This window comes from Chryseomicrobium excrementi (assembly GCF_002798305.1).
Lineage (GTDB): Bacteria > Bacillota > Bacilli > Bacillales_A > Planococcaceae > Chryseomicrobium > Chryseomicrobium excrementi.
In genome coordinates this window covers 386,182-410,584 of sequence record NZ_PCGR01000002.1, presented here as the reverse complement: position 1 = coordinate 410,584, position 24,403 = coordinate 386,182, and the positions used below count along the sequence as shown (strand labels likewise).

At 47.2% G+C, this 24,403-nt stretch carries 21 protein-coding genes; 1 reads left to right on the top strand and 20 read right to left on the bottom strand.

All coding sequences use genetic code 11. The features are described from left to right. Positions 1–9 precede the first annotated feature (9 nt). The 10 genes from prmC to CQS04_RS06625 all read right to left on the bottom strand — a co-directional run bounded on the left by prmC (position 10) and on the right by CQS04_RS06625 (position 9,371). The gene (gene prmC / locus CQS04_RS06670; protein ID WP_100353383.1) at positions 10–867 is read right to left on the bottom strand and encodes a peptide chain release factor N(5)-glutamine methyltransferase; all 858 of its coding nucleotides are present in this window, start codon (positions 865–867) and stop codon (positions 10–12) included. After that, entirely contained in the window at positions 851–1,930 is a 1,080-nt protein-coding gene (gene prfA, locus CQS04_RS06665) for a peptide chain release factor 1 (protein WP_094943612.1), read from the bottom strand. Before prfA ends, prmC begins: the two co-directional genes overlap by 17 nt. A 404-nt stretch (positions 1,931–2,334) precedes the next feature. Further along, positions 2,335–2,907 carry a thymidine kinase gene (locus CQS04_RS06660; protein WP_094943610.1) on the bottom strand — a complete coding sequence of 191 codons (573 nt, stop codon included), beginning with the start codon at positions 2,905–2,907 and terminating at the stop codon, positions 2,335–2,337. Between the two features lie 282 nt (positions 2,908–3,189). Further along, the gene (gene rpmE / locus CQS04_RS06655) at positions 3,190–3,405 is read right to left on the bottom strand and encodes a 50S ribosomal protein L31 (protein WP_100353382.1); all 216 of its coding nucleotides are present in this window, start codon (positions 3,403–3,405) and stop codon (positions 3,190–3,192) included. A 174-nt stretch (positions 3,406–3,579) separates the two neighbouring features. Next, positions 3,580–4,863 (bottom strand): transcription termination factor Rho, encoded by a 1,284-nt coding sequence (gene rho / locus CQS04_RS06650; protein ID WP_100353381.1) that lies wholly within the window; start codon positions 4,861–4,863, stop codon positions 3,580–3,582. 157 nt (positions 4,864–5,020) lie between these two features. Continuing rightward, the gene (gene glpX / locus CQS04_RS06645) at positions 5,021–5,983 is read right to left on the bottom strand and encodes a class II fructose-bisphosphatase (protein WP_100353380.1); all 963 of its coding nucleotides are present in this window, start codon (positions 5,981–5,983) and stop codon (positions 5,021–5,023) included. 47 nt (positions 5,984–6,030) lie between these two features. Then, on the bottom strand, positions 6,031–7,320 hold the full coding sequence (locus tag CQS04_RS06640; protein WP_100353379.1) for a UDP-N-acetylglucosamine 1-carboxyvinyltransferase: 1,290 nt from the start codon (positions 7,318–7,320) through the stop codon (positions 6,031–6,033). Between the two features lie 8 nt (positions 7,321–7,328). Then, the gene (gene fsa, locus CQS04_RS06635; protein ID WP_100353378.1) at positions 7,329–7,976 is read right to left on the bottom strand and encodes a fructose-6-phosphate aldolase; all 648 of its coding nucleotides are present in this window, start codon (positions 7,974–7,976) and stop codon (positions 7,329–7,331) included. 63 nt (positions 7,977–8,039) lie between these two features. After that, the gene (locus tag CQS04_RS06630) at positions 8,040–8,897 is read right to left on the bottom strand and encodes a class II fructose-bisphosphate aldolase (RefSeq protein ID WP_100353377.1); all 858 of its coding nucleotides are present in this window, start codon (positions 8,895–8,897) and stop codon (positions 8,040–8,042) included. Between the two features lie 111 nt (positions 8,898–9,008). Then, positions 9,009–9,371 (bottom strand): response regulator, encoded by a 363-nt coding sequence (locus CQS04_RS06625; RefSeq protein ID WP_100353376.1) that lies wholly within the window; start codon positions 9,369–9,371, stop codon positions 9,009–9,011. Between the two features lie 158 nt (positions 9,372–9,529). Between CQS04_RS06625 and CQS04_RS06620 the strand changes: the two genes are divergently transcribed. Next, positions 9,530–10,054 (top strand): DUF2529 family protein, encoded by a 525-nt coding sequence (locus CQS04_RS06620; protein ID WP_100353375.1) that lies wholly within the window; start codon positions 9,530–9,532, stop codon positions 10,052–10,054. Positions 10,055–10,620: 566 nt separating this feature from the next. Here CQS04_RS06620 and CQS04_RS06615 read toward each other — a convergent pair. The 10 genes from CQS04_RS06615 to CQS04_RS06575 all read right to left on the bottom strand — a co-directional run bounded on the left by CQS04_RS06615 (position 10,621) and on the right by CQS04_RS06575 (position 24,202). Further along, positions 10,621–12,228 (bottom strand): CTP synthase, encoded by a 1,608-nt coding sequence (locus CQS04_RS06615; protein ID WP_100353374.1) that lies wholly within the window; start codon positions 12,226–12,228, stop codon positions 10,621–10,623. A 171-nt stretch (positions 12,229–12,399) separates the two neighbouring features. Next, positions 12,400–12,960 carry a DNA-directed RNA polymerase subunit delta gene (gene rpoE, locus CQS04_RS06610; RefSeq protein WP_100353373.1) on the bottom strand — a complete coding sequence of 187 codons (561 nt, stop codon included), beginning with the start codon at positions 12,958–12,960 and terminating at the stop codon, positions 12,400–12,402. Positions 12,961–13,028: 68 nt separating this feature from the next. Beyond that, positions 13,029–13,190: a hypothetical protein gene (locus CQS04_RS13755; RefSeq protein ID WP_165775474.1), complete on the bottom strand. Its 162-nt coding sequence runs from the start codon at positions 13,188–13,190 to the stop codon at positions 13,029–13,031. Between the two features lie 382 nt (positions 13,191–13,572). Further along, positions 13,573–16,839 carry a fused isobutyryl-CoA mutase/GTPase IcmF gene (gene icmF / locus CQS04_RS06605; protein ID WP_100353372.1) on the bottom strand — a complete coding sequence of 1,089 codons (3,267 nt, stop codon included), beginning with the start codon at positions 16,837–16,839 and terminating at the stop codon, positions 13,573–13,575. Further along, on the bottom strand, positions 16,840–17,481 hold the full coding sequence (locus tag CQS04_RS06600; RefSeq protein WP_100353371.1) for a TetR/AcrR family transcriptional regulator: 642 nt from the start codon (positions 17,479–17,481) through the stop codon (positions 16,840–16,842). Then, a complete protein-coding gene (locus tag CQS04_RS06595) occupies positions 17,482–18,621 on the bottom strand; it encodes an acyl-CoA dehydrogenase (protein WP_100353370.1) in 1,140 nt (379 codons plus the stop codon). It abuts the gene before it with no gap. Between the two features lie 20 nt (positions 18,622–18,641). After that, a complete protein-coding gene (locus CQS04_RS06590; RefSeq protein WP_100353369.1) occupies positions 18,642–19,778 on the bottom strand; it encodes an acyl-CoA dehydrogenase in 1,137 nt (378 codons plus the stop codon). Positions 19,779–19,790: 12 nt separating this feature from the next. Further along, a complete protein-coding gene (locus tag CQS04_RS06585; protein WP_094943589.1) occupies positions 19,791–20,642 on the bottom strand; it encodes a 3-hydroxybutyryl-CoA dehydrogenase in 852 nt (283 codons plus the stop codon). 37 nt (positions 20,643–20,679) lie between these two features. Beyond that, entirely contained in the window at positions 20,680–21,873 is a 1,194-nt protein-coding gene (locus CQS04_RS06580) for an acetyl-CoA C-acetyltransferase (protein ID WP_100353368.1), read from the bottom strand. Positions 21,874–22,042: 169 nt separating this feature from the next. Continuing rightward, positions 22,043–24,202 (bottom strand): heterodisulfide reductase-related iron-sulfur binding cluster, encoded by a 2,160-nt coding sequence (locus tag CQS04_RS06575; protein ID WP_100353367.1) that lies wholly within the window; start codon positions 24,200–24,202, stop codon positions 22,043–22,045. Positions 24,203–24,403: the final 201 nt, after the last annotated feature.

Sequence of the window (24,403 nt, the reverse complement as noted above, 5' to 3'; positions counted from 1 at the left end):
GCATTCTATTCATAAAGTTGCAATAACCATTCGGTCGCGTCCATTTAAGTCTTGAACCACTTCGACCGTTGCCTTTGGTAACGCTGTCTCCAGTAAACTTTTGACTGCTGGACCTTGCAAATAGCCAATCTCAAATGCGACAAGAGCGCGTTCAGCAAGAAGCTCTGGCAACTTCTCTATCATCTTCTTATAGAAATAGAGACCGTCTTCTTCAGCAAACAATGCAATATGTGGCTCGTGATCGAGCACGACGTCATTCATTTGTTGTTTTTCAACGTCTGCAATATAAGGGGGGTTTGAGACAAAGATGTCCCACGCCTCTCCTTCGATAGGAGCCGTCATATCGCCTTCTAAAAACGTCACATACGCTTCGAGATTCAATGCGTTTTGTTTCGCTACTTGAATCGCAGCCCGCGAGATATCCACTGTTGTGACGTCTGCTTCCGGAAGCTCACATTTCAATGTAATGGCGATGCAACCCGAACCTGTTCCGATATCAACAATGCGAACGGGCTTGGCTCCAAATAGCTCTTGTTTCCGGCGAAGAATCTGTTCAATCAGTTCCTCTGTCTCCGGTCTTGGAATCAGTACATCGGGAGTCACTTGGAACGTACGGCCGTAAAATTCTGCGAAGCCACTGACGTATTGATACGGCGTTCCTTGTGCGATTTTCTCAACTCCCGTGAAAAAGCGGTCCATGACTTCTTCATCAAGCGGGTCGAACTGCTTCATCATCAAGTCCGAAGACGACCATCCGAGAAGGTCTTGCAAAAAAAATCTCGCAGCCATCGGTTCTCGCGCATGATCCTGTAAATACGAAGAAGCCCATGAAAGGGCCTCTTGTACGTGCTTAAATTGTGCTTTCATTCATCTTGTCCATCTTTTCAGCTTGATCTTCGATAATTAGCGCTTCGATGACTTCATCCAGCTTGCCTTCCATGATCTGGTCGAGCTTTTGGATTGTCAACCCGATGCGGTGGTCTGTCACACGGTTCTGCGGGAAGTTGTACGTACGGATTCGCTCCGAACGGTCTCCTGTCCCAACAGCTGATTTACGAACGGCATCATACTCCGCTTGCGCTTCTTGACGGTACTTGTCCGCAACACGCGCGCGAAGTACTTTCATCGCTTTTTCTTTGTTCTTGATTTGAGACTTCTCATCTTGACACGTTACGACTGTATTCGTAGGAATGTGTGTCAAACGAACTGCTGACATCGTCGTGTTAACGGACTGTCCGCCGGCACCTGAAGAAGCATATGCATCAAATCGAATGTCTTTGTCATGAATTTCGACGTCGACTTCTTCTACTTCAGGAAGACACGCGACTGTTGCCGTAGAAGTATGAATACGTCCACCAGACTCTGTTTCAGGGACACGTTGCACGCGGTGTGCACCGTTTTCATATTTCAATTTCGAATAAGCGCCATTTCCGGCAATCATGAAGACGACTTCTTTGTAGCCGCCAAGACCTGTTGGTGACGAGTCCATGACGTCGATTTTCCAACCATTTGTCTCTGCATAGCGGCTGTACATACGGAATAGACTGCCCGCAAATAGTGCAGCCTCGTCTCCACCTGCTGCTCCGCGGATCTCCATGATGACGTTTTTGTCATCGTTCGGATCTTTCGGAATCAGTAAGATGTGCAGACGTTCTTCTAACGCTTCGATTTGTTTTTCTAGGTCATTGACTTCTTCTTTGACCATTTCTTTCATCTCTGCGTCCAACTTGTCTTCTAGCATTTCTTTAGCTTCGGCAAGTTGTTCTTTCGCTGCTTTATACTCACGGTATGCGTCGACCGTCTCTTGCAGGTCGGACTGCTCTTTGGAGTACTGGCGAAGTTTGTTGGTATCGTTGACGATATCTGGATCAGACAGCATTTCATTCAGCTTGTCGTAACGGTCTTCAACGGCTTGTAAGCGATCAAACATAGGGGCACCTCCTGGGTGTTTTGGTTTTATGGTTTTCCTAGTAAGGGTTTGGGTCATTAGGGTGTTGCTGGTTGTGAGCTCGCGAATTAGTTTCTATAAGTGCAGGAGTGGCATAGTGAGCTCGGCTAATGTCAGAGTGAAGCAACTTAATGTCAGAGTTAGAGCACTTAATGTAAGAATCACCCAACTAAAGTATTTCCCTACTGTGTCCAATCGCAAAGAGTGCGCTTTTTGTTGGTTAAGAACTTTCTAGTAAGGACAGTCGGCTCCACATCTAAAGTAATCGAGTTGCGAACGCCAGAAATCTCCACAAAAATCATTCACCCCAACCGAGGCAAAGAACGCCTCAATTGGTGCGCCTGATTTTTATGAAATTTCTTGAGCGGCGTTCTCCACATCTAAAACTAAAGTGGCGGGTTAGCGTGACATTTTCGGCAAACCGGATAGTAGCTGTCATTGCCACCGATGACAATTTGAGCACCTGTTCGAACAGGCTTCTTGTTTTCATCTACGCGAAGGTTCATCGTCGCTTTACGGTGACAGAACCAGCAGATGGTTTTCATTTCTTCTATTTTATCGGCGTAGGTTAACATGTAGCGGCTTCCTTCAAACAGCTCGTTCATGAAGTCATTCTTCAGTCCAAAGCCCATGACCGGAATGTTAAGCTCATCGACGATTTGCGTCAGTTGAAGCACATGTTCTTTGCTAATGAATTGCACTTCGTCGATCAACACACAATAGATCCGCTCGTTTTGATTTTTGACATAATCGAACAGATTGGTATCGTCATACACCGGAATCGCTTGGCGTTTGAGTCCAATACGGCTTGCGACCGTTCCGACTTCGTCGCGCGTGTCGATAGCTGGTGTGAAGATGATGACCGGTTTGTTTTGTTCTTCATAATTGTGTGCAACTTTGAGGATCTCGATAGATTTCCCGCTGTTCATTGCACCGTGTTTGAAAAATAGCTGTGCCATGTAGTTACCCCTTTTACATAGTGTCGTATATCGAATTGGTGAGATTGTAGGTTAGTTGCGAACGCATTTTGCATCTAGAGTAATCGAGCTGCGTTCTCCACATCTAAGTGGTATCGAGTTTCGCCTCCTAGAAACACACACCAAATATCATCGCAACCGATGAGGCACAAAACGCCTCCCCGGTCACGCTGACATTTGGCGGAGTTTCTGGGCAGTCGGCTTCACATCTAAATATCTAAAAAAAACACCTGTAAGGCAGGTGCCCCACAGGTATTTAGGTTCTTAGTTTTGTTGCTCTTCTTTAAGACCGTATTTTTTGTTGAAGCGATCAACACGACCATCCGCTGCTGCGAATTTCTGACGTCCTGTGTAGAATGGGTGACACTCGTTGCAGAACTCGACGTTGATGTTTTCTTTTACAGAACCTGTTTTGAATGAGTTCCCACATGAACAAGTTACTGTTGCTTCTTTGTAGTCTGGATGAATTCCTGATTTCATCTAATTTCTCTCCTCTCGCCCTGAACCATCTGGAACAGAGTTGGTTATGAAAAACTGATACCTTACATGGCCCGGTATGTCAGCCACATATGTAACAGAAATAGTAAAACTTACAACGTATAGAATACCATGTATCGGACCTGAATTCAAGTAGTTGGCTTGAAAAAAATCAGCTTACAAGGATGCTTTTTTCGACTTGTGCGCCTTCATTTCTTCCGCTAATTGTTGGAAGAAGGCATCGTTGTCTTTTGTTTGTTTCAGTTTGCGCATGAAGCGTTCTGTGAAGTCTGGAGAATCTGAGAACGTCTTGCGGATTGCCCACAATTTGTCGAGTTGCACTTTCGGAATAAGAAGCTCTTCTTTTCGAGTCCCTGAACGGCGGATATCGAGTGCTGGGAAGATGCGACGCTCTGCCAGCTGACGATCCAGGTGAAGCTCTAAGTTCCCTGTTCCTTTGAACTCTTCATAGATGACTTCATCCATACGAGAGCCCGTATCGACTAAAGCAGTAGCGAGAATGGTCAAGCTACCTCCCTCTTCGATGTTCCGAGCAGCTCCGAAGAAACGCTTTGGACGGTGGAACGCAGCGGGATCGATACCACCGGACAACGTACGGCCACTTGGTGGAATAACTAAGTTATACGCACGTGCAAGACGTGTGATCGAGTCCATCAAGATGATGACATCACGCTTGTGTTCTACAAGACGCATCGCACGTTCTAATACTAGCTCTGTCACTTTCACATGGTTCTCAGGAACTTCGTCGAATGTCGAGCTGACCACGTCTGCTTTTACAGAGCGCTCGATGTCCGTTACTTCCTCTGGACGCTCATCAATTAACAGGACAATCAGTTCTGCATCTGGATGGTTCGTCGTGATGGCATTCGCAATTTCCTTCAATAGCATAGTCTTCCCGGCTTTTGGAGGAGCGACGATCAACCCACGCTGTCCGAAACCGACTGGTGCGACTAGGTCCATGATGCGAGTCGATAAACGTTCTGGTGTCGTCTCGAGTTTCAACTGACGGTCCGGGTATAGTGGCGTAAGCGCTGGGAAGTGGACGCGTTCTTTTGCAGTTTCCGGGTCTTCGCCGTTCACTAATTCAACATGGAGAAGACCGTAGTAGCGTTCGCTCTCTTTTGGAGGACGTACTTTTCCTGTTACTTTGTCTCCGTTTCGAAGATCGAAGCGACGGATTTGAGACGCCGAAATGTAAATATCTTCTGAACTCGGCGAGTAGTTGATCGGACGCAAGAAGCCAAAGCCTTCAGACGAGATGATTTCAAGAACCCCTTCCATGAAGAAGAAGCCTTCTTGTTCCGCACGGGATTTCAAGATGGAGATGATGAGTTCTTTTTTCGTTAATTTGCTGTAGGACGCGATTTTGTATTTTTTTGCGAGCTCATAGAGTTCTTTTAATGTCATGTTTTCCAGTTCGTTCATTGTATGCTGGGTCATTTAGGCACCACACTCTTATTTATTTTTAGTATTGGGATTGCGTTTGTTTTGGAAGTTGGTAGTTAGAGAAGAGGTCTTGGTAGTGTGTCTACTAGGAGTCTAAACCTTCTTAGCGAAAAACGGGCAGAGCCCGTTTTCCCTATAAGAAGTCTACAAATTATAAAACAAGATTCGGCTTTTTCTTCAAGCTGTGACGGCCTTCAATGAAGCGGACCGTCCCTGATTTTGCACGCATAACAAGTGAATGCGTCTCTGCGTAACCTGCTTTGAACTGGACGCCGCGCATCAATTCTCCGTCTGTCACACCTGTTGCAGTGAAGATGGCGTCATCTCCACGAACGAGGTCTTCCATACGTAAGACTTTGTTGACATCGAGGCCCATTTTGATGCAGCGCTCAAGCTCACCTTCTTCGTGTGGCACTAAGCGTCCTTGGATTTCTCCACCCAGACACTTTAGACCTACAGCAGCGATAACACCTTCTGGTGCGCCACCCATTCCGAAGAGGATATCAACACCGGTTTCGTCAAATGCCGTATTGATGGCACCTGCTACGTCTCCATCGTTGATTAGCTTGATGCGAGCACCTGAAGCACGGATCTCATCAATGATGTGTTGGTGACGAGGGCGGTTCAAAATAGTTGCCACTACGTCTTGGATATCTTTGTTTTTGGCACGAGCAACGGCCTTCAGGTTATCGATGACAGGTGCATCAATATCGACCATTCCGACAGCTTCTGGACCTACTGCTAGTTTGTCCATGTACATGTCCGGTGCATGAAGTAGGTTACCACGGTCTGCGATTGCAAGAACCGCTAAAGCGTTCCAGCCACCTGACGCGACGATGTTCGTTCCTTCTAGTGGATCAACGGCCACATCTACTTGGGGACCGCCGATTCCTAGGCCCAATTTTTCACCGATATACAGCATCGGTGCTTCATCCATCTCACCTTCACCGATGACGACGACACCTTCCATAGGAATTGTATCGAAAACGGAGCGCATTGCCGTCGTAGCGGCATCGTCCGCCTCGTTTTTCAAGCCGCGCCCCATCCAGCGCGCAGATGCAATTGCTGCCGCCTCTGTTACACGTACTAATTCCATTGATAAACTTCGTTCCATCGTTTCTCCTCCTGCCACGCGATTTCTAAACCTGTCTTATTGTACCATTACAGCGCGTTGTCTGCATTGGAAATTTCGACTGGTTCTAGAGTCACACGTCGAATATCCGCGCCGAGGGCTGTGAGTTTCTTGATCAGTTTTCCATAGCCACGTTCGATATGATAGATATCGTGAACTTCTGTTTCACCGTCTGCAATGAGACCCGCCAGAACTAAGGCGGCCCCTGCACGCAAGTCGCTTGCACGAACACTTGCTGCTTCTAGTGGCGTCGGACCTTTGATAATAGCCGTGCTACCTTCTACACGACCGTCCCCATTCATACGACGAAGCTCGTCGATTTGCTTGAAGCGAGCCGAGTAAATCGTGTCCGTGATGACGGATGTACCATCTGCTTGTGTCATGAGGACCGTGAACGGCTGTTGAAGATCCGTTGCGAATCCTGGATACACGAGTGTCTTCACATCGACACTTTTCAAGTGCTCGACACGTGGAATAAAGAGTGAATCTTCACGTTCTTCTATGACAACGCCCATTTCTTGAAGCTTCGCAATGAGCGCTTCTAAGTGAAGTGGGATGACATTATCGATTTGCACACCGTCTCCGATTAAAGCAGCCATGATCATGAATGTACCGGCTTCAATACGGTCTGGAATGATGGTATGGTTGGTTCCGTGCAACGCATCGACTCCTTCGATACGAATGATGTTGGTACCCGCACCTTTAATGTTGGCACCCATGTTCGAAAGGAGGGTCGCCACATCAATGATTTCGGGTTCTTTTGCTGCATTCTCAATAATCGTACGGCCTTTGGCACGCACGGCTGCAAGCATGATGTTGATTGTTGCACCAACGCTGACGACATCTAGGTAGACTTTCGTCCCTTCGAGCTGTTCAGCGCGCAAATAGATGGCTCCGTGTTCGTTCGATACTTTCGCACCAAGAGCTTCAAAACCTTTGATATGCTGATCAATTGGACGCGGACCTAAGTGACAGCCTCCTGGGAGACCGATGGCCGCGTGACCAAACTTGCCGAGCATAGCGCCCATCAAGTAATACGAAGCACGTAGTTTTTTAATGTTACCGTTTGGTAATGCCATGTCTTCGACGTGTGTCGGATCCACTGTCATCGTGCCATTTTCAAATGTCACTTTAGCTCCGACTTCTTCTAAAATTTCTTTTAAGATATACACGTCTGCAATTTCTGGGAGACCTTCAATAGTTACAGGTGAATCTGCTAAAAGGGTTGCGGGGATAAGTGCCACCGCACTGTTCTTTGCACCACTGACTTTGATGGTCCCTTTTAACCGATTGCCGCCTTTGATTTTATATACATCCATAGGGGCACCTACTTCGCTTGGCGATTGTTCCAGTCGTTTAAGAATGCTTCAATCCCTTTGTCAGTCAGTGGATGATTGAAGAGTTGTTGCAATACTTTAAATGGTGTTGTCGAAATGTGTGCACCGTTTAATGCCGCATCCGTGATGTGTTGTGGATGACGGATCGACGCTGCGATGATCTCTGTATGGATGTCATGGATTGTGAAAATGTCTGCAATCTTCGCAATCAACTCCATTCCGTCGTGACCGATATCGTCAAGACGACCTAAGAATGGCGATACATATGTAGCACCTGCACGAGCTGCTAGTAAAGCTTGGTTCGCACTGAAGATCAATGTCACGTTCGTTTTGATGCCTTCTGCACGGAAAACAGAACATGCTTTTAAGCCTTCCGGAGTCATTGGAAGTTTTACCGTGATATTTGGTGCGATAGCTGCTAGTTCGCGGCCTTCTTTGATCATACCTTCTGCATCTAATGCAATAACTTCCGCAGAGACAGAACCATCAACTAGCGCTGTGATTTCACGAAGACGGTCGTGGAACGAGATGTTTTCTTTTGCTACTAAAGACGGGTTTGTGGTAACGCCGTCGATGATGCCCCAAGAGTGGGCTTCTTTGATTTCTTCAAAGTTTGCTGTGTCGATAAAAAATTTCATTATAAAGTTCCTCCAATTAGTGAAATGGGAGAAGCACTAAAGGCTTCTCCCGTAGATAGTTTATTACGCTTGGCCTGAGCTGCCGAATTCACGCATTTTTGCTTTCACCGTTTCACGGATCGCATCGCGCATTGGCGTCAAGTATTTACGTGGGTCATACTGTTCTGCGTCTTTGTTTAAGAAGTCGCGAACCGCTTTAGTCCCGGCAATTTGGTTTTCAGTGTTGACGTTGATTTTCGAAGTACCTAATGAAATCGCACGTTTGATGTCTTTTGTTGGGATTCCAGTACCACCGTGAAGTACTAGTGGAAGGTCCGCAAGTTTAGAGATCTCTTCCATCTCTGCGAAACCAAGGTTTGGTTCGCCTTTATATGGTCCGTGTACAGAACCAAGTGCTGGTGCTAGGAAGTCGATGTTAGTGCGCTTCACAAGCTCTTCACACTCTTTAGGATCTGCGTAGATGACACCGTCAGCTACTACATCGTCTTCTTGACCGCCAACTGTGCCAAGCTCCGCTTCAACTGAAACACCTTTAGAATGTGCATAGTCAACGACTTGTTTTGTTGTTTCTACGTTTTCTTCAAATGGATGGTGAGACGCATCAATCATAACTGATGTAAAACCAGCGTCAATCGCTTCTTTACATTTGTCAAAGCTTGATCCATGGTCTAGGTGAATAGCGACTGGCACTGTTGTACCGAAGTCCATCATTAATCCTTTCACCATATGCACCACCGTGTTAAAGCCGCCCATATAGCGTGCTGCACCTTCAGATACACCTAGGATAACTGGTGATTTTTCTTCTTCAGCAGCTTGCAGGATTGCTTGTGTATATTCAAGGTTGTTAATGTTAAATTGCCCAACTGCATAGCCCTCACGTTTGCCTTTTTCAAGCATCTCTTTCATTGATTCTAATGCCATGAATGGACCTCCTCTAAATGGTGATAGCTGTAATTTAGGGTGACCTGCTATCTATCCTTCAGTGTACCAAAAAAAGACGGGGTTTTCCACACCCGTCCTCTCTAGCACTACTTATGATGCCTGGAGCTGCTCGATGACCGCACTGCGGACCTCAAAAATATCGAAAGGCTTTGTGAAATAAAGGGCTGCTCCAAGCTCCTTCGCCTCTTCAATCAGATTCAGTTCCCCATAAGCCGTCATCATCATCACCGGCACATCTGGCTTTTCACGCTTCATATGCTTCAAAATCTCAATACCGTTCATGCCAGGAATCTTCATATCCAATAGTACCCCATCTACCTGTTGCGCTCGGAACATCTCAAGTGCTTCTTCCCCATTAGCAGCAATCGAAACCGTGTATCCAGATTGTTCGAACACTTCTTGCAACAACATGCGAATTCCCATTTGATCATCCACAATCAATAAATGTGTCACCCATTCCATCTCCCTTTGTTACCGAAATATTCGAATCTTCTATTTCCTTATTATCCATCTCTTGGTAGTTCTATTCAATCTTTTTCCTATGAAACAATTCGACAAAGTTGCGTGACCAAACGACTGTTTGTATACTGTGTCATGAGGTGAACGACCAAATGAAAATGTTAACGACTCAACTAGCAGGTCTCTTGCAACGCATCGCGACTTCTCAAGAAGAGGCCATCGAAGAAACAGCGCGTCTCGTCGCGCAAGCAGCGGTAGGTGAAGGCAAGATCTATTTTGCTGCGTTTGGCGAAATGGACGCCGTTTATGCGAACGCACAAGCATCTGGACTGTTCCCACGACTGGCACGCTGGACGCCCGATACGGAAGTCACGTCTGCAGATCGTGTGTTGATTCTCACACCTTCTGCCGCGAGTGAAAAGGCACTCCAACTTGCGAAGCAACTAAGCGATGCCTTTATCCCGTTTAGTGTCATAGCACCAGAGAAACAAACGGAGGACAATGAACTTGCAGAGCTTGCCTATACGTATGTCTCGCTCGGTTTCACGAAAGGTTTGCTTCCAACCGATACAGGTGAGCGAATCGTCTTGCCGTACGCTTTTGCAGCATTGTTCGTTTATGAAGCCATTCTCATGGCGGTTCGTGAGATGACGGATGAGGACGAGGAAGAACTTTAACTAATGCTGATTTGTGTTGTCAGATTGAATTCTAGTAGGACTCATCTTATCTGTTAATCAAAGATTAATTCTTGAATAGGAATCTGAGAGTAGTCGGGCTACGCTGGGGCGGGCCCGTCACTAAAAAAGCGAAGTCACAGTCCAGTCAGCAGGAAAGTAGTTGTAACTAATGAGACTACTTGAAGTGTACTTCTTAATGATACAACCTCAGGGGTTGAAATTCTGCTGTCACGTCTGCACATTCGCTGTCCTAGACTGTGATTTGAAACTCTATCTATCGGGCCTTGCCCCAGCACAGCCCCGCCTCCTTCCAGTTTTATAGAGCGTATCAATAAGTTCTGCATTTCCGTATAGAGGCAGAGCCGAAACAAAGACTCTGAGTTTCCACAACTTCCGGAAAAGTAATTTCAGACTGGTCTTTTAACAATATAAGATGTGGATTTTCTCCCGTACGATGAAGAAAGGTGCAGGATTCGCTCGATAAGCGAATCCTGCACCTTTGGTTTATTGTTCTAAGAGAAGGTCCATCGTCTCGTTTGAGAAAAGAACAGTCTGATATCAAACTATTACTTCGCGTCGCGTGCTTCCACAGATGCTTTAATGAATTCACGGAACAACGGTTGTGGACGCGTTGGACGTGAAACAAACTCTGGGTGGAACTGAGAAGCCAAGAAAAACGGGTGATCTGGAAGCTCGATGATTTCGACTAGACGACCATCTGGGCTTGTTCCAGAGAATACGAATCCTTGGTTCTCGAAATCTTCACGGAACTCGTTATTGAACTCGTAACGGTGACGGTGACGCTCGTATACCAAATCTTCGCCGTATGCTTCACGAGCTTTAGTACCTGGCTTCAACTTACATGGATACAATCCAAGGCGTAATGTACCACCAAGGTCCTCCACGTCTTTTTGTTCTGGCAACAAATCGATGATGGCGTGATTTGTTTCTGGGTTCAATTCCGTAGAGTGTGCGCCTTCTAATTTCAGGATAGAGCGAGCGAACTCAACTGTCGCAAGCTGCATTCCTAAGCAAATCCCTAAGAATGGAACTTGGTTTTCACGTGCGAACTGAGTAGCCAAGATCTTCCCTTCGACCCCACGGTCTCCGAATCCACCAGGAACTAAGATGCCATCTACATCAGAAAGCAATTCGTGTACGTTGCCGTCATTGACGTGCTCTGCATTGATCCATTTGATTTCGATGTCTGAATCGAATGTGTAACCTGCGTGTTTCAAAGCTTCTACAACAGAGATGTAGGCATCAGGTAGTTCTACGTATTTCCCGACCAGACCAATCTTCACTTTTCCAGATAGACCTTTTACAAGAGAGACAAGCTCTTTCCAGTCGCTCATATCCGCTTCTTTGTTTTCAAGTTTGAAGTGGTCTAGAACAATCTGATCTAGGTGCTGCTCTTGTAAGTGAAGTGGAATCTCATATAACGATTCTGCATCTAATGCTTCGATGACTTCTTCTGGTTTGATGTCACAGAACAATGCAATCTTGTCTTTCATGTCTTGCGGTACTGGTGCTTCTGAACGCACGACGATGACATTTGGCTGAATACCAAGTGAACGCAATTCTTTTACAGAGTGCTGTGTCGGTTTTGTTTTCATTTCGCCTGCTGCGCTGATGAATGGTAGTAATGTTACGTGGATGTACATCACGTTTTCGCTACCGACGTCACGCTTCATCTGACGAATCGACTCTAGGAATGGAAGAGATTCAATGTCTCCTACTGTTCCCCCGATTTCTGTGATGACGATGTCTGCGTGTGTTTCACGTGCAGCTAGATACAAGCGCTCTTTGATTTCATTTGTGATGTGCGGGATGACCTGCACTGTACCACCGTTATAGTCGCCGCGACGTTCTTTGCGAAGAACCGAAGAGTAGACTTTCCCTGTAGTAATGTTTGAGTATTTGTTTAAGTTGATGTCGATGAAACGCTCATAGTGACCAAGATCTAGATCTGTCTCTGCGCCGTCATCTGTAACGAATACTTCCCCGTGCTGGTAAGGGCTCATTGTCCCTGGATCGATGTTGATGTATGGGTCAAACTTTTGAATCGTGATGTTGAGTCCGCGGTTTTTAAGTAGACGGCCCAGTGATGCTGCCGTGATCCCTTTACCAAGTGATGAAACTACGCCACCTGTTACGAAAATATATTTTGTCATGTGTTGTCCTCCTGATTTGTAAATTGCCCGTACCGTGGCTGAAAATGAAAAAACAAAAAAGCGCCCTCCTGCTGCGGTGCAGGGGAGCGCGTTATGCACATTGGATGTCGTCTCTTTTTTGAGAGCCCAGTTAAATCTTATAGCGATTCGCCAGGGAAGTCAAGAATGAAATTAGCGGTCTTCGTCTTCGTCCTCTAAATCATCTTCGTCTTCGTCGTCTTCCACTTCATCGTCGACCAGGTCGAATTCGTCTTCGTCCTCATCTTCAATCAAGTCTTCGTCGATTTCTTCATCCACGGGAAGAAGCACTTCATCTTCGTCCTCATCGTCGTCTTCATCTTCGATTAGTTCTTCGAGCTCTTCATCTTCGTCATAAAGAAGCTCGTCCTCATCTTCCAAGATCTCTTCTTCATCGTCCGCCACTTTGGCTTTCTTCTTACGGACTTTGACCGTTGGTGCAGATTCTTCTTCAATCGTGTCTACTGGGTACCACTCGCGAAGACCCCATTTATACTCAGATGTTGCCAAGAAGCGGCCATCAATGTTCATGTCTGTGTAGAATTGTAATTTCTTTTGTTCCATTTCTTCATCTGTATAACCCGTAACGTCTTGGATAGCTCGGAATAACTCTTGAAGCTCCAAGGCTTCACGACGGTCTGTTAAAATAGCGAATGCTAAGTTGATTAAGGATTCTTCTTGTAGCTGTTCTTTCGTCATATCACGAAAATTCATTCGGTCAACGTCCTTTCTGTGTCCGTTTGCATACCTTTCATTGTACTCATTCTACGAAAAGATTTCCACTATCTCTTTGTTCTTTTTTTGGATTTCATGATGTAGAACCACACGGCGAATAAAAAGAAGGCCAGAATTAGCAGTGGGATCGCGCCGATTTGTTCGTTATAGACGAACGCTGTGATGAAGAGAAGAATCAGTACGATAAGCCAGACGATGAATTGTTTCATGGGTGGGCCTCCTTTGGCTGTTAAAGTTATCGTACTATTTTGATAACGGGAGTGCAACGAGAAAAGTGAAAGGCGTTCGCTCAGAAATCTCGTAAAAACCAGGCGGCCCAATTGAGGCGCTCTTTGCCTCGGTTGGGGTGAATGGTTTTTGCGTGTATTTCTAACGCCTGCAACTGGACAATCAGAAATGTGGAGCAGCCTCGCTCAGAAACTCCTCGGGAATCAGGCGTGACCCGTGAGGCGTTTTGTGCCTCATGGGTTGCGACTGATTATTGAGTGGGTTTCTAGGCTGCGCAACTGGACAATTAGAAAAGTGAAAGGCGTTCGCTCAGAAACTGGCAAAGAGAAAAGGCGCCTGTTACCAGGCGCCCCACATCTAAAACTACATATTTCTTCTATACTGCCCGCCCACTTCATAAAGAGCGTTCGTGATCTGACCTAGGCTCGCAACTTTAACTGTTTCCATCAACTCTTCGAAGATGTTGCCACCTGTTTTAGCGACGTCTTTCAAGCGAGCAAGAGCCGCTTCAGAAGCGTCTGCATGTGTCTGTTGGAAGCTGCGCAAGTTGGTAATTTGAGTTTCTTTTTCTTCTGTTGAAGCACGTGCGATTTCCATATTGTCGATGTCTTCTTCTGAAGCCGGATTTGGATTCAGGTAGGTGTTGACGCCGATGATTGGAAGTTCGCCAGTGTGTTTCTTCATTTCGTAGTGCATCGATTCTTCTTGAATCTTACCGCGTTGGTACTGAGTCTCCATCGCACCAAGTACTCCGCCGCGGTCGTTCATGCGGTCGAACTCTTGAAGCACCATTTCTTCAACGAGGTCTGTTAACTCTTCCACGATAAACGCTCCTTGAAGCGGGTTCTCGTTTTTCGACAGGCCGTGCTCTTTCGTGATGATCATTTGGATCGCCATCGCGCGACGTACGGATTCTTCTGTCGGTGTCGTGATTGCTTCATCATAGGCATTCGTGTGAAGCGAGTTACAGTTGTCTTGCAGTGCCATCAAGGCTTGCAGCGTCGTGCGGATATCGTTGAAGTCGATTTCTTGCGCGTGCAGACTGCGTCCAGATGTTTGAACGTGGTATTTCAATTTCTGTGAACGCTCGTTTGCGCCGTACTTCTCGCGCATTGCGACTGCCCAGATGCGACGTGCCACGCGGCCGATGACCGTATATTCCGGATCTAGACCGTTCGAGAAGAAGAACGACAAGTTCGGTGCGAAGTCGTCGATGTTCATCCCGCGGCTCAAGTAGTACTCGACGTATGTGAAGCCGTTCGATAACGTGAACGCGAGCTGTGAAATCGGGTTCGCTCCTGCTTCTGCGATATGGTACCCAGAGATCGATACCGAGTAATAGTTACGCACTTTGTGGTCGATGAAGTACTGCTGAATATCGCCCATCATACGAAGTGCAAACTCGGTTGAGAAGATACACGTATTTTGACCTTGGTCTTCTTTCAAGATGTCCGCTTGTACTGTTCCACGAACGACTTGCAGAGTTGCTTCGCGAACTTCAGTGAACTCTTCCACAGTCAATGTGCGGCCAAGCTCGTCTTCACGCTTCTTCACTTGCTGATCGATTGCCGTGTTCATGAACATTGCCAAGATGATTGGCGCTGGACCGTTGATTGTCATCGAAACTGAAGTCGATGGCGCACATAAGTCGAAGCCGTCATATAGCTTCTTCATGTCTTCTAATGTACAGATGCTAACACCTGATTCGCCGACTTTTCCGTAGATATCCGGACGGTGGTCTGGATCTTCACCGTAAAGTGTTACCGAGTCAAAAGCAGTCGATAGGCGTTTTGCCGTATCGTCTTTTGATAGGTAGTGGAAACGACGGTTCGTGCGTTCCGGTGTTCCTTCTCCAGCGAACTGGCGCTTCGGATCTTCCCCTTCGCGCTTGAACGGGAATACACCTGCTGTGTACGGGAACGAGCCCGGTACGTTTTCTTTATAAGCCCAGCGAAGGATTTCGCCGTAATCTTTAAATTTTGGTAATGCAACTTTAGGAATCTTAAGGCCTGACAAGCTTTCCGTACGCAGAATCGTGCGAATTTCTTTGTCGCGAACTTTTGTAACGAACTCGTCACCAGAATAGGCTTCTTTCAACGCTTCCCAGTTTTCTAAGATACGTTTCGACTCGGCATTCAACTCGTTTTTCACGCCCTCAATCAGAGACTCTAACGAGTTCACTAACGCTTCTTCGCTGCCCGCTTCTTTCACAGCTGCCAGTGCGCCTTCTAATTGGAACAAGCGACGAGCAAAGTTGACTTGCTGCTCTGTCTTCGCGTGGTAGCCACGAACCGTGTCCGTCAACTCGCGGAGATAGTAACGGCGGTCGTTCGGGATGATCACGTTCTGTTTTTGCGTTTTTGCGAATTCTTCGTACGATGTCACCCACTCAGAACCAGTCACTTCATTGATTTTCGCAATGAGTGCTGCAAACAACGAGTTCGTCCCTTTGTCGTTGAACTGGCTCGCAATCGTTCCGTAAACTGGCATTTTGTCAAGGTCATCGTTCCAAAGTTCGCGGCTGCGCTGGTACTGCTTCTGCACTTGGCGAAGCGCATCTTCAGAGCCTTTGCGCTCGAACTTGTTGATGACGATCAAGTCTGCGAAGTCGATCATGTCGATCTTTTCAAGCTGAGATGGGGCTCCAAACTCGCTTGTCATGACATACATCGAAAGGTCCGAAATCGTTGTGATTTCTGCGTCCCCTTGTCCGATACCGCTCGTCTCGACGATGATTAAATCGTAGCCAGCCGCTTTCACGACATCTAGGACGTCTTTGATCGCGCCAGATAGCTCTGTTCGAGACCCACGTGTAGCCAATGAACGCATGAACACGCGCTTGTTGAAGATGGCGTTCATACGGATACGGTCACCAAGAAGTGCCCCGCCCGTCTTTTGTTTCGTTGGGTCGATTGACAAGATTGCCACGCGCTTGTCCGGAAGTTCGGATAAGAAGCGACGAATCAATTCGTCCGTCAATGAGCTCTTTCCAGCTCCCCCTGTACCTGTGATACCAAGGACTGGTGTGCCTTTTGATTTGCCTTTTGCCGCTTCGATTAGCTGCTTCGCTTCTTCAGAACCTGTCAGCGTCGCTTCTTCCGCCACTGTGATCAGGCGAGCAAGTGTTTCAGGAGTTTCAACAGAAGTGGACTCTAACTTCGCTAGAGCACCTTCAGTTGGAGTCGGCACGTCACATTCTTCGATCATGCGATTGATCATGCCTTGAAGCCCTAGCTTACGTCCGTCTTCTGGAGAGAAGATACCGCTGATGCCATATGCTTGAAGTTCTTTGATTTCTTTTGGCAGGATAACACCACCACCACCGCCGTAGATGCGGATGTGCGGAGCGCCTTTTTCTTCAAGTAGATCTTTCATATATTTAAAGTATTCAACGTGTCCTCCCTGGTAAGACGAAATCGCAATCCCTTGCGCATCCTCTTGGATGGCCGCATTGACGACTTCTTCGACCGAGCGGTTGTGTCCGAGGTGAATGACCTCAACGCCGCTAGCTTGTAGGATACGGCGCATGATGTTGATTGATGCGTCGTGCCCGTCAAAAAGACTCGATGCCGTAACAAAACGCACCGGGTTCGTTGGACGGTATACTTCTACTTTTGCCGCTTGTACCACTTATAGTTCCCCCTTTGTTGTTGCCCCTAGACCGCGCAGGATGAATGCCACCTGCAGGTCCGTAAATTCATCGATTGAATAGTTCTTATGCAGTGCCCAGCGACGATACGCCCACATCTGCCCCTGTGTAAAAATCGAGTGCGCATAAAGGTCGATCTCTCGGTCATTCAAAGAGAGCGCCCCTGACTGGACACAGCTGTTCAAAATGCCTCGGAAGATTTCCGTCATCTCTTGTTCTTTTTGAAGCACATAAGACAACGCCTCTTTCGGAAGCGACTTGGTTTCTTGATACATGACGACGAACTCGTCCTGCATGTCGTTGATAACGCTGTAGTAGTAGCGGATCGCGGACACCAGTTCTTCAAGTGTGCCGTTTTTCGCACCGACAGATTCGATGCGTTCAAATACTTCATCATAGATGCTGTCACAGACGAGGTAGAGCACGTCTTCCTTCGTACGGATGTATTCATAGAGCGTGCCTATGCTGAATCCGGCTTGCTTGGCAATCTCCCGAGTAGTGGTGCGGTGGAAGCCCTTCTCTTTGAAGAGCTTGACCCCCGCTCCAATCATTTGCTGACGGCGCTTAGCAATCAGCTGTTCGTCTTTGACGGACGTTTTGACAAGGTGCTTGCCCTCTGTCATTTATTTTGTCAGATTACGCGAGATCACGAGACGTTGGATCTCTTGCGTACCTTCATAGATTTGTGTGATTTTCGCATCACGCATGAAGCGTTCCACCGGATAGTCTTTCGTGTAGCCGTAACCACCGAAGACTTGAACCGCTTCTGTAGAGACTTTCATCGCTGTATCTCCTGCCATTAGTTTCGCCATTGCAGACGCTTGACCGTATGGTAAGTTGTTCGACTCAAGCCATGCTGCTTGATACGTCAACAGACGAGATGCTTCTGTTGCTGTTGCCATGTCTGCAAGCTTGAATGAGATTCCTTGGTTCGCCGTGATTGGCTTGCCGAACTGAACACGCTCTTTTGCGTACCCGACTGCAGCGTCAAGTGCGCCTTGAGCGATTCCGACTGCTTGTGCAGCGATTCCGTTTCGGCCGCCGTCTAACGTTTTCATTGCGATGATGAAGCCTTGACCTTCTTCACCGAGCAAGTTCTCTTTTGGCACGCGGCAATTATCAAAGATGACTTCAGTTGTTGGTGATGAACGAATGCCGAGCTTCTTCTCTTTTTTACCTACGGAGAAACCTGGTGTGCTCGCTTCTACGATAAATGCAGACGTCCCTTTGTGCTTGGACTCTGGATCTGTTACTGCGAATACGATGTAGATGTCCGCAATGCCACCATTTGTGATGAAGATCTTAGACCCGTTGATCATGTACTCATCGCCATCTAGTTTCGCAGTTGTTTTCATACCACCTGCATCCGAACCTGAGTTTGGCTCCGTTAAGCAGTAAGCACCGATTTTTGAGCCTTCAGCCATCGGACGAAGGAACTGTTGTTTTTGCTCTTCTGTACCGAACTTGAATACCGGCCACCCAGCAAGAGAAGTATGAGCTGAAAGCGTTACTCCAGTAGATGCACAGACGCGTGATAATTCTTCTACTGCGATGACGTACGCCAAGTAGTCCATTCCTGCTCCGCCGTACTCTTCCGGCCAAGGGATACCTGCAAGACCCAGTTCCGCCATTTGGTCAAAGATCTTACGGTCAAAGCTTTCGTTTTCGTCACGTTCTGCAGCTGTTGGAGCCACTTCTTTTTCTGCGAAGTCGCGTACCATTTTACGAATCATTTCATGTTCTTCTGATAATTGAAAGTTCATTTCATTTCCCGCCTTTAGGTTTAGTTAGTTAGATGTTTGCCGATTACGAGGCGCTGAATCTCAGACGTCCCTTCGTAGATTTCTGTGATTTTTGCATCGCGGAACAAGCGCTCCACTGGATATTCTTCTGTATAGCCGTAACCGCCGAATACTTGGACTGCCTCAATTGCCACGTCCACTGCTGTTTTCGATGCGAACAGTTTCGCCATTGATGCTTCTTGTCCACAAGGTTTGCCAAGTTGACGCAAGTTCGCTGCGTTGTATACAAGTAAACGAGATGCTTCGACTGCTGTTGCCATGTCCGCTAGCTTGAACCCGATTCCTTGGTTGAACGAGATCGGCTTGCCGAACTGCTTACGTTCTTTCGAGTACGCAACCGCTTCGTCTAGAGCCGCTTCTGCGATACCTAGGGCCTGAGCAGCGATTCCGATACGGCCGACGTCTAGGTTGGCCATCGCGATCTTGAATCCTTCGCCTTCTTGGCCAAGTAAATTCTCTGCCGGAACGCGCATGTCTTCAAACGTCAATTCCACTGTTCGAGAGCCGTGCAAGCCCATCTTGTGCTCGTCTTTTCCGACGATAAAGCCTGGCGTGTCTTTTTCTACGATGAATGCGGAGATGCCGCGAGAGCCTTTTTCAGGATCTGTATTGGCGAAGACGATGTAGACGTCCGCTTCTCCCCCGTTTGTGATGAACACTTTCGAGCCGTTCAGCTTGTAGTGGTCCCCGTCTTTCACAGCGCGTGTCTTCAAAGAACCTGCGTCACTCCCCGCTGAAGGTTCTGTTAAGCAGAACGCACCAAGATACTCGCCACTCGCAAGCTTCGGTACGTATTTTTGTTTCTGGTCTTCTGTCCCGAAATACAGGATCGGATTTGTTCCGACCGATGTATGCACAGAGAGAATAACCCCCACTGTTGCGGAGACTTTAGACAGCTCGTGGATAGCGATGATGTAACTCATGAAGTCCATCTCTGCGCCGCCGTACTGTTCTGGAATCGTGATTCCCATCAAGCCAAGCTCGCCCATCTCTTTGATAATCTCGCGAGGAAACTCGCCAGCTTCCATGTGTTCGATAAACGGAGCAATCTTTTCTTTAGCGAACTCACGTACCATGTTGCGCATCATATTTTGTTCTTCTGTAAATCGTAGTTCCATGTGAACCGCTCCTTATTCGTAGACGTAGAATCCGCGACCAGATTTCTTACCGAGCCAGCCAGCCTTCACGTATTTGCGAAGCAGTGGGCATGGACGGTATTTGCTGTCACCGAAGCCGTCGTGCAAGATTTCCATGATGTAGAGGCACGTATCAAGACCGATGAAATCTGCGAGCTGCAGGGGCCCCATCGGGTGGTTCATACCAAGCTTCATGACATCGTCAATCGCTTCTTTTGTCGCCACGCCTTCATACAACGTGTAGATGGCTTCGTTGATCATAGGCATCAAAATGCGATTCGAGACAAATCCTGGGAAGTCATTCACTTCAACAGGGACTTTGCTGAGCTTCTTCGTCATCTCTTCGATTTCTGTGTACACTTCGTCAGAAGTCGCTAGACCGCGAATGATTTCGACAAGTTTCATGACCGGTACCGGGTTCATGAAGTGCATCCCGATGACTTGCTCAGGACGGTTTGTGACCGCTGCGATTTCTGTGATTGGAAGTGACGATGTGTTGGTCGCTAAGATTGCGTGTTTTGGTGTGATTTCATCAAGCTGTTTAAAGATCTGTTGCTTGATCTCCATGTTTTCAACTGCTGCTTCGATGACGATGTCCACGTCACTTGCATCGCTTAAATCTAGTGACTTTGTGATTCGTCCCAGGATTTCATTTTTCTCGTCTTCTGTTTTGCGTCCTTTTTCAACGTCACGAGACAAGTTTTTAGTAATCGTCGCAAGACCACGTGCGTAGAACTCTTCTGCTCGGTCGTTAAGTTTTACATCAAATCCTGCTTGCGCGCACACCTGCGCGATTCCTGAACCCATTTGTCCTGCCCCGATAACGAGAACTTTTTGAATTGCCATGAATGGTTTCCCTCTTTCTTATCAAATTCGTTGTAGATTACTGTTTTGGTACTTCGACTAAGACCGCATCTCCTTGACCGCCACCTGAACAAATAGCTGCGATTCCAAGACCGCCGCCGCGTTTCTGTAATTCCACTGCTAATGTGTAGACGATACGAGCGCCAGACGCTCCGATTGGGTGACCTAGTGCCACGGCACCGCCGTTGACGTTTACTTTTTCAGCGTCGAGGCCTGCAATTTGGTTGCTCACTAAAGCGACCGCTGCAAAGGCTTCGTTGATTTCAATCAAATCGATGTCTTCGATAGTTTTGTTGTATTTTTCAAGTAATGTGTTGATAACAAGACCTGGTGTTTGTGGAAAGTCTTCTGGTGCAACTCCTACTTCTGCATGACCGACGATGTAGCCAAGTGGTGTTACGCCTAGCTCTTGTGCTTTTTGTTCAGAAGCAAGGACTACCGCACACGCTCCGTCGTTAACCCCAGGTGCGTTCCCCGCCGTGATTGTTCCTTCTTTGCCAAACGCTGGTCTCAAATTCGCCAAGACCTCTGTAGTCGTTCCTTGACGTGGCGCTTCGTCTGTCTTGACGACGACTGGATCTCCTTTACGCTGAGGAATTTCAATCGGTGTGATTTCTTCGTCGAAACGGCCTGACTCCATTGCCGCAAGGGCACGCTCGTGAGAACGCGCTGCCCATTTGTCTTGCTCTTCACGCGAGATTTCGAATGAATCGGCTGTCGAGTTCCCGTACGTTCCCATGTGAACATTCTTCGGATGGAAGGAACATGAGAGGCCGTCGTATACCATGCCATCGATTACTTGTGAGTTCCCCATGCGGAAACCTTCACGAGCTTTTGGCAAGTAGTACGGTGCATTCGACATCGATTCCATGCCGCCAGCTACGATGATGTGTTCTTCTCCTAGGCGAATGATTTGGTCACCTAGTGAGATACTGCGCATACCTGATGCACACACTTTGTTGATCGTCTCTGTTTTGACGTTCCAAGGGATTCCTGCTTTGTGAGCTGCTTGGCGAGACGGAATTTGACCTTGTCCTGCCTGTAGCACCGTTCCCATGATGACTTGGTCGACTTGATCTGGTTGAACACCTGCGCGTTCTAATGCCGCTTTGATCGCGTGACCTCCCAGGTCTGATGCAGATAACGGGCTGAGTGCACCGCTGAATTTTCCAAAGGCCGTACGGGCGCCTGAGAGAATGGCTGTTTTCGTCATAAGTGGTAGCTCCTTTATAGAGAAGTTTTGTTGTAATCGCTTTCACGAGAATTAAAAAAATATAATCTATCGAGCGCTCGCTCAGTTTAGTTCCGTAAAGAAAGGGAGTGCACAAAACACTCCCTTCACTTACGTCCAGTTTACCGAATTGTCTATAAAATTGCAATAGTTACTGCAGGACTGGCTCCACTTCTTCTTCAGCTGTTGGAGGTTGCATTTCACCGAACACCGCAAGCTCCAGAAGTTCTGCCACATCGTACGTGCCGACTGTATCTTCTACTTCTTTCGCTTTCGTGCCGTCAGACAGCATCGTCAAGCAGTATGGGCAACCAGAAGAGATCACAGATGGATTCACAGCTAGCGCCTGCTCCGTACGAGCCACGTTGACACGGTTTCCTACGTGTTCTTCCATCCACATCATACCGCCACCCGCTCCACAGCACATTCCTGTTTCACGGTTACGTTCCATCTCTACAAGCTTGACGCCTGGGATGGCTTTTAAGATTTCACGTGGTGGATCGTAGACGTCGTTGTAACGACCTAAGTAACACGAATCGTGGAACGTGATTGTCTCGTTGACCGCGTGCTGCGGTTTCAAGCGACCTTGGTTCACTAAGTCATACAGCATTTCCGTATGATGAAGGACTTCACCCGACCACCCGAAATCGCTGTACTCGTTTTTAAAGATGTTGTAAGCATGTGGGTCAATCGTAACGATTTTCGTCACGCCTGCTTTTTCGAATTCTTTGATGTTCGCTTGCGCAAGCTCTTGGAACAAGAACTCATTTCCGAGACGACGTGGTGTGTCTCCTGAGTTTTTCTCTTTGTTTCCTAAGATAGCGAACTTGACGCCTGCTTCGTTCATCAAGTGAGCGAAAGCCAAAGCGATTTTTTGTGAACGGCTATCGAATGATCCCATTGCACCGACCCAGAATAAATACTCGAATCCTTCTCCTGATTTGTCTGCTTCTTTAACAGTTGGAATCGAGATTTCTGGACGTGCGTCACGCCAGTTTTCTTTTTCTTTACGGTTTAGTCCCCATGGATTTCCTTGCTTCTCGATGTTTGTCATCGCGCGCTGTGCATCTTTGTCCATGCGACCTTCTGTCATAACTAGGTAACGACGAAGGTCGATGATTTTGTCTACGTGTTCGTTCATTACCGGACATTGGTCTTCACAGTTACGGCAAGTTGTACACGCCCAGATTTCTTCTTCTGTGATGACATCTCCGATTAGAGACGGGCTGTAGATATCTTCGATGACCGCACCTTCAGCTCCAGCAGCCATCGCTAGCTGATTCCCTTTAGTTCCGCTGAATGCCAGTGCAGGCACCCAAGGTTTTTGTTTCGTCTCGATTGCTCCTGTGAATGTCAGGTGGTCACGAAGCTTCGTGATCAAGTCCATTGGAGACAGCATCTTCCCTGTACCAGAAGCTGGACACATATTTGTACAACGGCCACATTCTACACAAGCATAGAAGTCGATCATCTGTGCTTGTGTGAAGTCTTCGATACGACCGACCCCAAACGATGGCATCTCTTCTTCTGCTTCCGGGTTGTCTTCGTCTTCTTCGATGTCGAAGTTGATCGGACGAAGGCGACCGACGTTATCTAAACGATGGAAATAAACGTTTGCTGGTCCTGTGATCAAGTGGAAGTGCTTTGATTGCGGCACGTACACTAAAAATGTGAGTAGGAATAGTAAGTGCGCCCACCACATGATGAAGAAGATTACAGCTGCAGCAGTTGGTCCGATGAATCCGAACACGGTTGCGATTGACGATGCGACTGGCTCTGTCCACGTCGCTGCGTGGTCGTGCCAAATCATGTTCATTCCGTTTCCGATCAATACAGAAACCATCAGTCCGCCGATGAAGATCAGGACAAGTCCACTCTTCCATCCACGTTTTAAACGAGCGAGTTTTTCAACGTAGCGGCGATAGAACGCCCAAACTACAGCGATTAAAATAACGAGCGTAACGATTTCTGTGAAGAATGTGAAAGCAGGATACAAAGGCCCAAGTGGCAAGTGTGAATCCGGTTTCAAACCTTTCCAAATGAAATCAATCGCGCCTAGTTGAACAAGTAAAAAGCCGTAAAAGAACATGACGTGGATGGCTCCACTTTTCTTATCCTTTAATAGTTTTTTCTGTCCAAATACATACACCCAAATTTTACGCAGACGCTCTTTCACGTTGTCTTCAAACTCTACTTTTTTACCAAGCTTGATGAACTGGTACCGTGTTTTGAGCAAGTATGCGAATAAGTAAATGGCATAGCCAGTTACAGCAATGAATAAGACCCAGTTAGCAATTAGTAACGGACTCAATTTCTTCTCCCCCTCTAGGATGAAATTCGATCTTACTTGTAAGCATAACAACGCACTTCGAAGAAAGAAAGTATTAGTTTTAGTATAAAAATGAATGAGCATTCAGTCAAGTCTGAAAACTAAAAAGGTTTTGTGAGTATGGAGGATTGGTGTTTGATGGGGTATATTCGGTGATTGTGTCGGGAGATTCAGTACTTGTTC

What these genes read in the sequence shown, in the direction of transcription:
- prmC (WP_100353383.1), bottom strand. Translation starts at nt 867, where the DNA reads ATGAAAGCACAATTTAAGCACGTACAAGAGGCCCTTTCATGGGCTTCT.
- prfA (WP_094943612.1), bottom strand. Translation starts at nt 1,930, where the DNA reads ATGTTTGATCGCTTACAAGCCGTTGAAGACCGTTACGACAAGCTGAAT.
- CQS04_RS06660 (WP_094943610.1), bottom strand. Translation starts at nt 2,907, where the DNA reads ATGGCACAGCTATTTTTCAAACACGGTGCAATGAACAGCGGGAAATCT.
- rpmE (WP_100353382.1), bottom strand. Translation starts at nt 3,405, where the DNA reads ATGAAATCAGGAATTCATCCAGACTACAAAGAAGCAACAGTAACTTGT.
- rho (WP_100353381.1), bottom strand. Translation starts at nt 4,863, where the DNA reads ATGACCCAGCATACAATGAACGAACTGGAAAACATGACATTAAAAGAA.
- glpX (WP_100353380.1), bottom strand. Translation starts at nt 5,983, where the DNA reads ATGGAACGAAGTTTATCAATGGAATTAGTACGTGTAACAGAGGCGGCA.
- CQS04_RS06640 (WP_100353379.1), bottom strand. Translation starts at nt 7,320, where the DNA reads ATGGATGTATATAAAATCAAAGGCGGCAATCGGTTAAAAGGGACCATC.
- fsa (WP_100353378.1), bottom strand. Translation starts at nt 7,976, where the DNA reads ATGAAATTTTTTATCGACACAGCAAACTTTGAAGAAATCAAAGAAGCC.
- CQS04_RS06630 (WP_100353377.1), bottom strand. Translation starts at nt 8,897, where the DNA reads ATGGCATTAGAATCAATGAAAGAGATGCTTGAAAAAGGCAAACGTGAG.
- CQS04_RS06620 (WP_100353375.1), top strand. Translation starts at nt 9,530, where the DNA reads ATGAAAATGTTAACGACTCAACTAGCAGGTCTCTTGCAACGCATCGCG.
- CQS04_RS06615 (WP_100353374.1), bottom strand. Translation starts at nt 12,228, where the DNA reads ATGACAAAATATATTTTCGTAACAGGTGGCGTAGTTTCATCACTTGGT.
- rpoE (WP_100353373.1), bottom strand. Translation starts at nt 12,960, where the DNA reads ATGAATTTTCGTGATATGACGAAAGAACAGCTACAAGAAGAATCCTTA.
- CQS04_RS13755 (WP_165775474.1), bottom strand. Translation starts at nt 13,190, where the DNA reads ATGAAACAATTCATCGTCTGGCTTATCGTACTGATTCTTCTCTTCATC.
- CQS04_RS06600 (WP_100353371.1), bottom strand. Translation starts at nt 17,481, where the DNA reads ATGACAGAGGGCAAGCACCTTGTCAAAACGTCCGTCAAAGACGAACAG.
- CQS04_RS06595 (WP_100353370.1), bottom strand. Translation starts at nt 18,621, where the DNA reads ATGAACTTTCAATTATCAGAAGAACATGAAATGATTCGTAAAATGGTA.
- CQS04_RS06590 (WP_100353369.1), bottom strand. Translation starts at nt 19,778, where the DNA reads ATGGAACTACGATTTACAGAAGAACAAAATATGATGCGCAACATGGTA.
- CQS04_RS06585 (WP_094943589.1), bottom strand. Translation starts at nt 20,642, where the DNA reads ATGGCAATTCAAAAAGTTCTCGTTATCGGGGCAGGACAAATGGGTTCA.
- CQS04_RS06580 (WP_100353368.1), bottom strand. Translation starts at nt 21,873, where the DNA reads ATGACGAAAACAGCCATTCTCTCAGGCGCCCGTACGGCCTTTGGAAAA.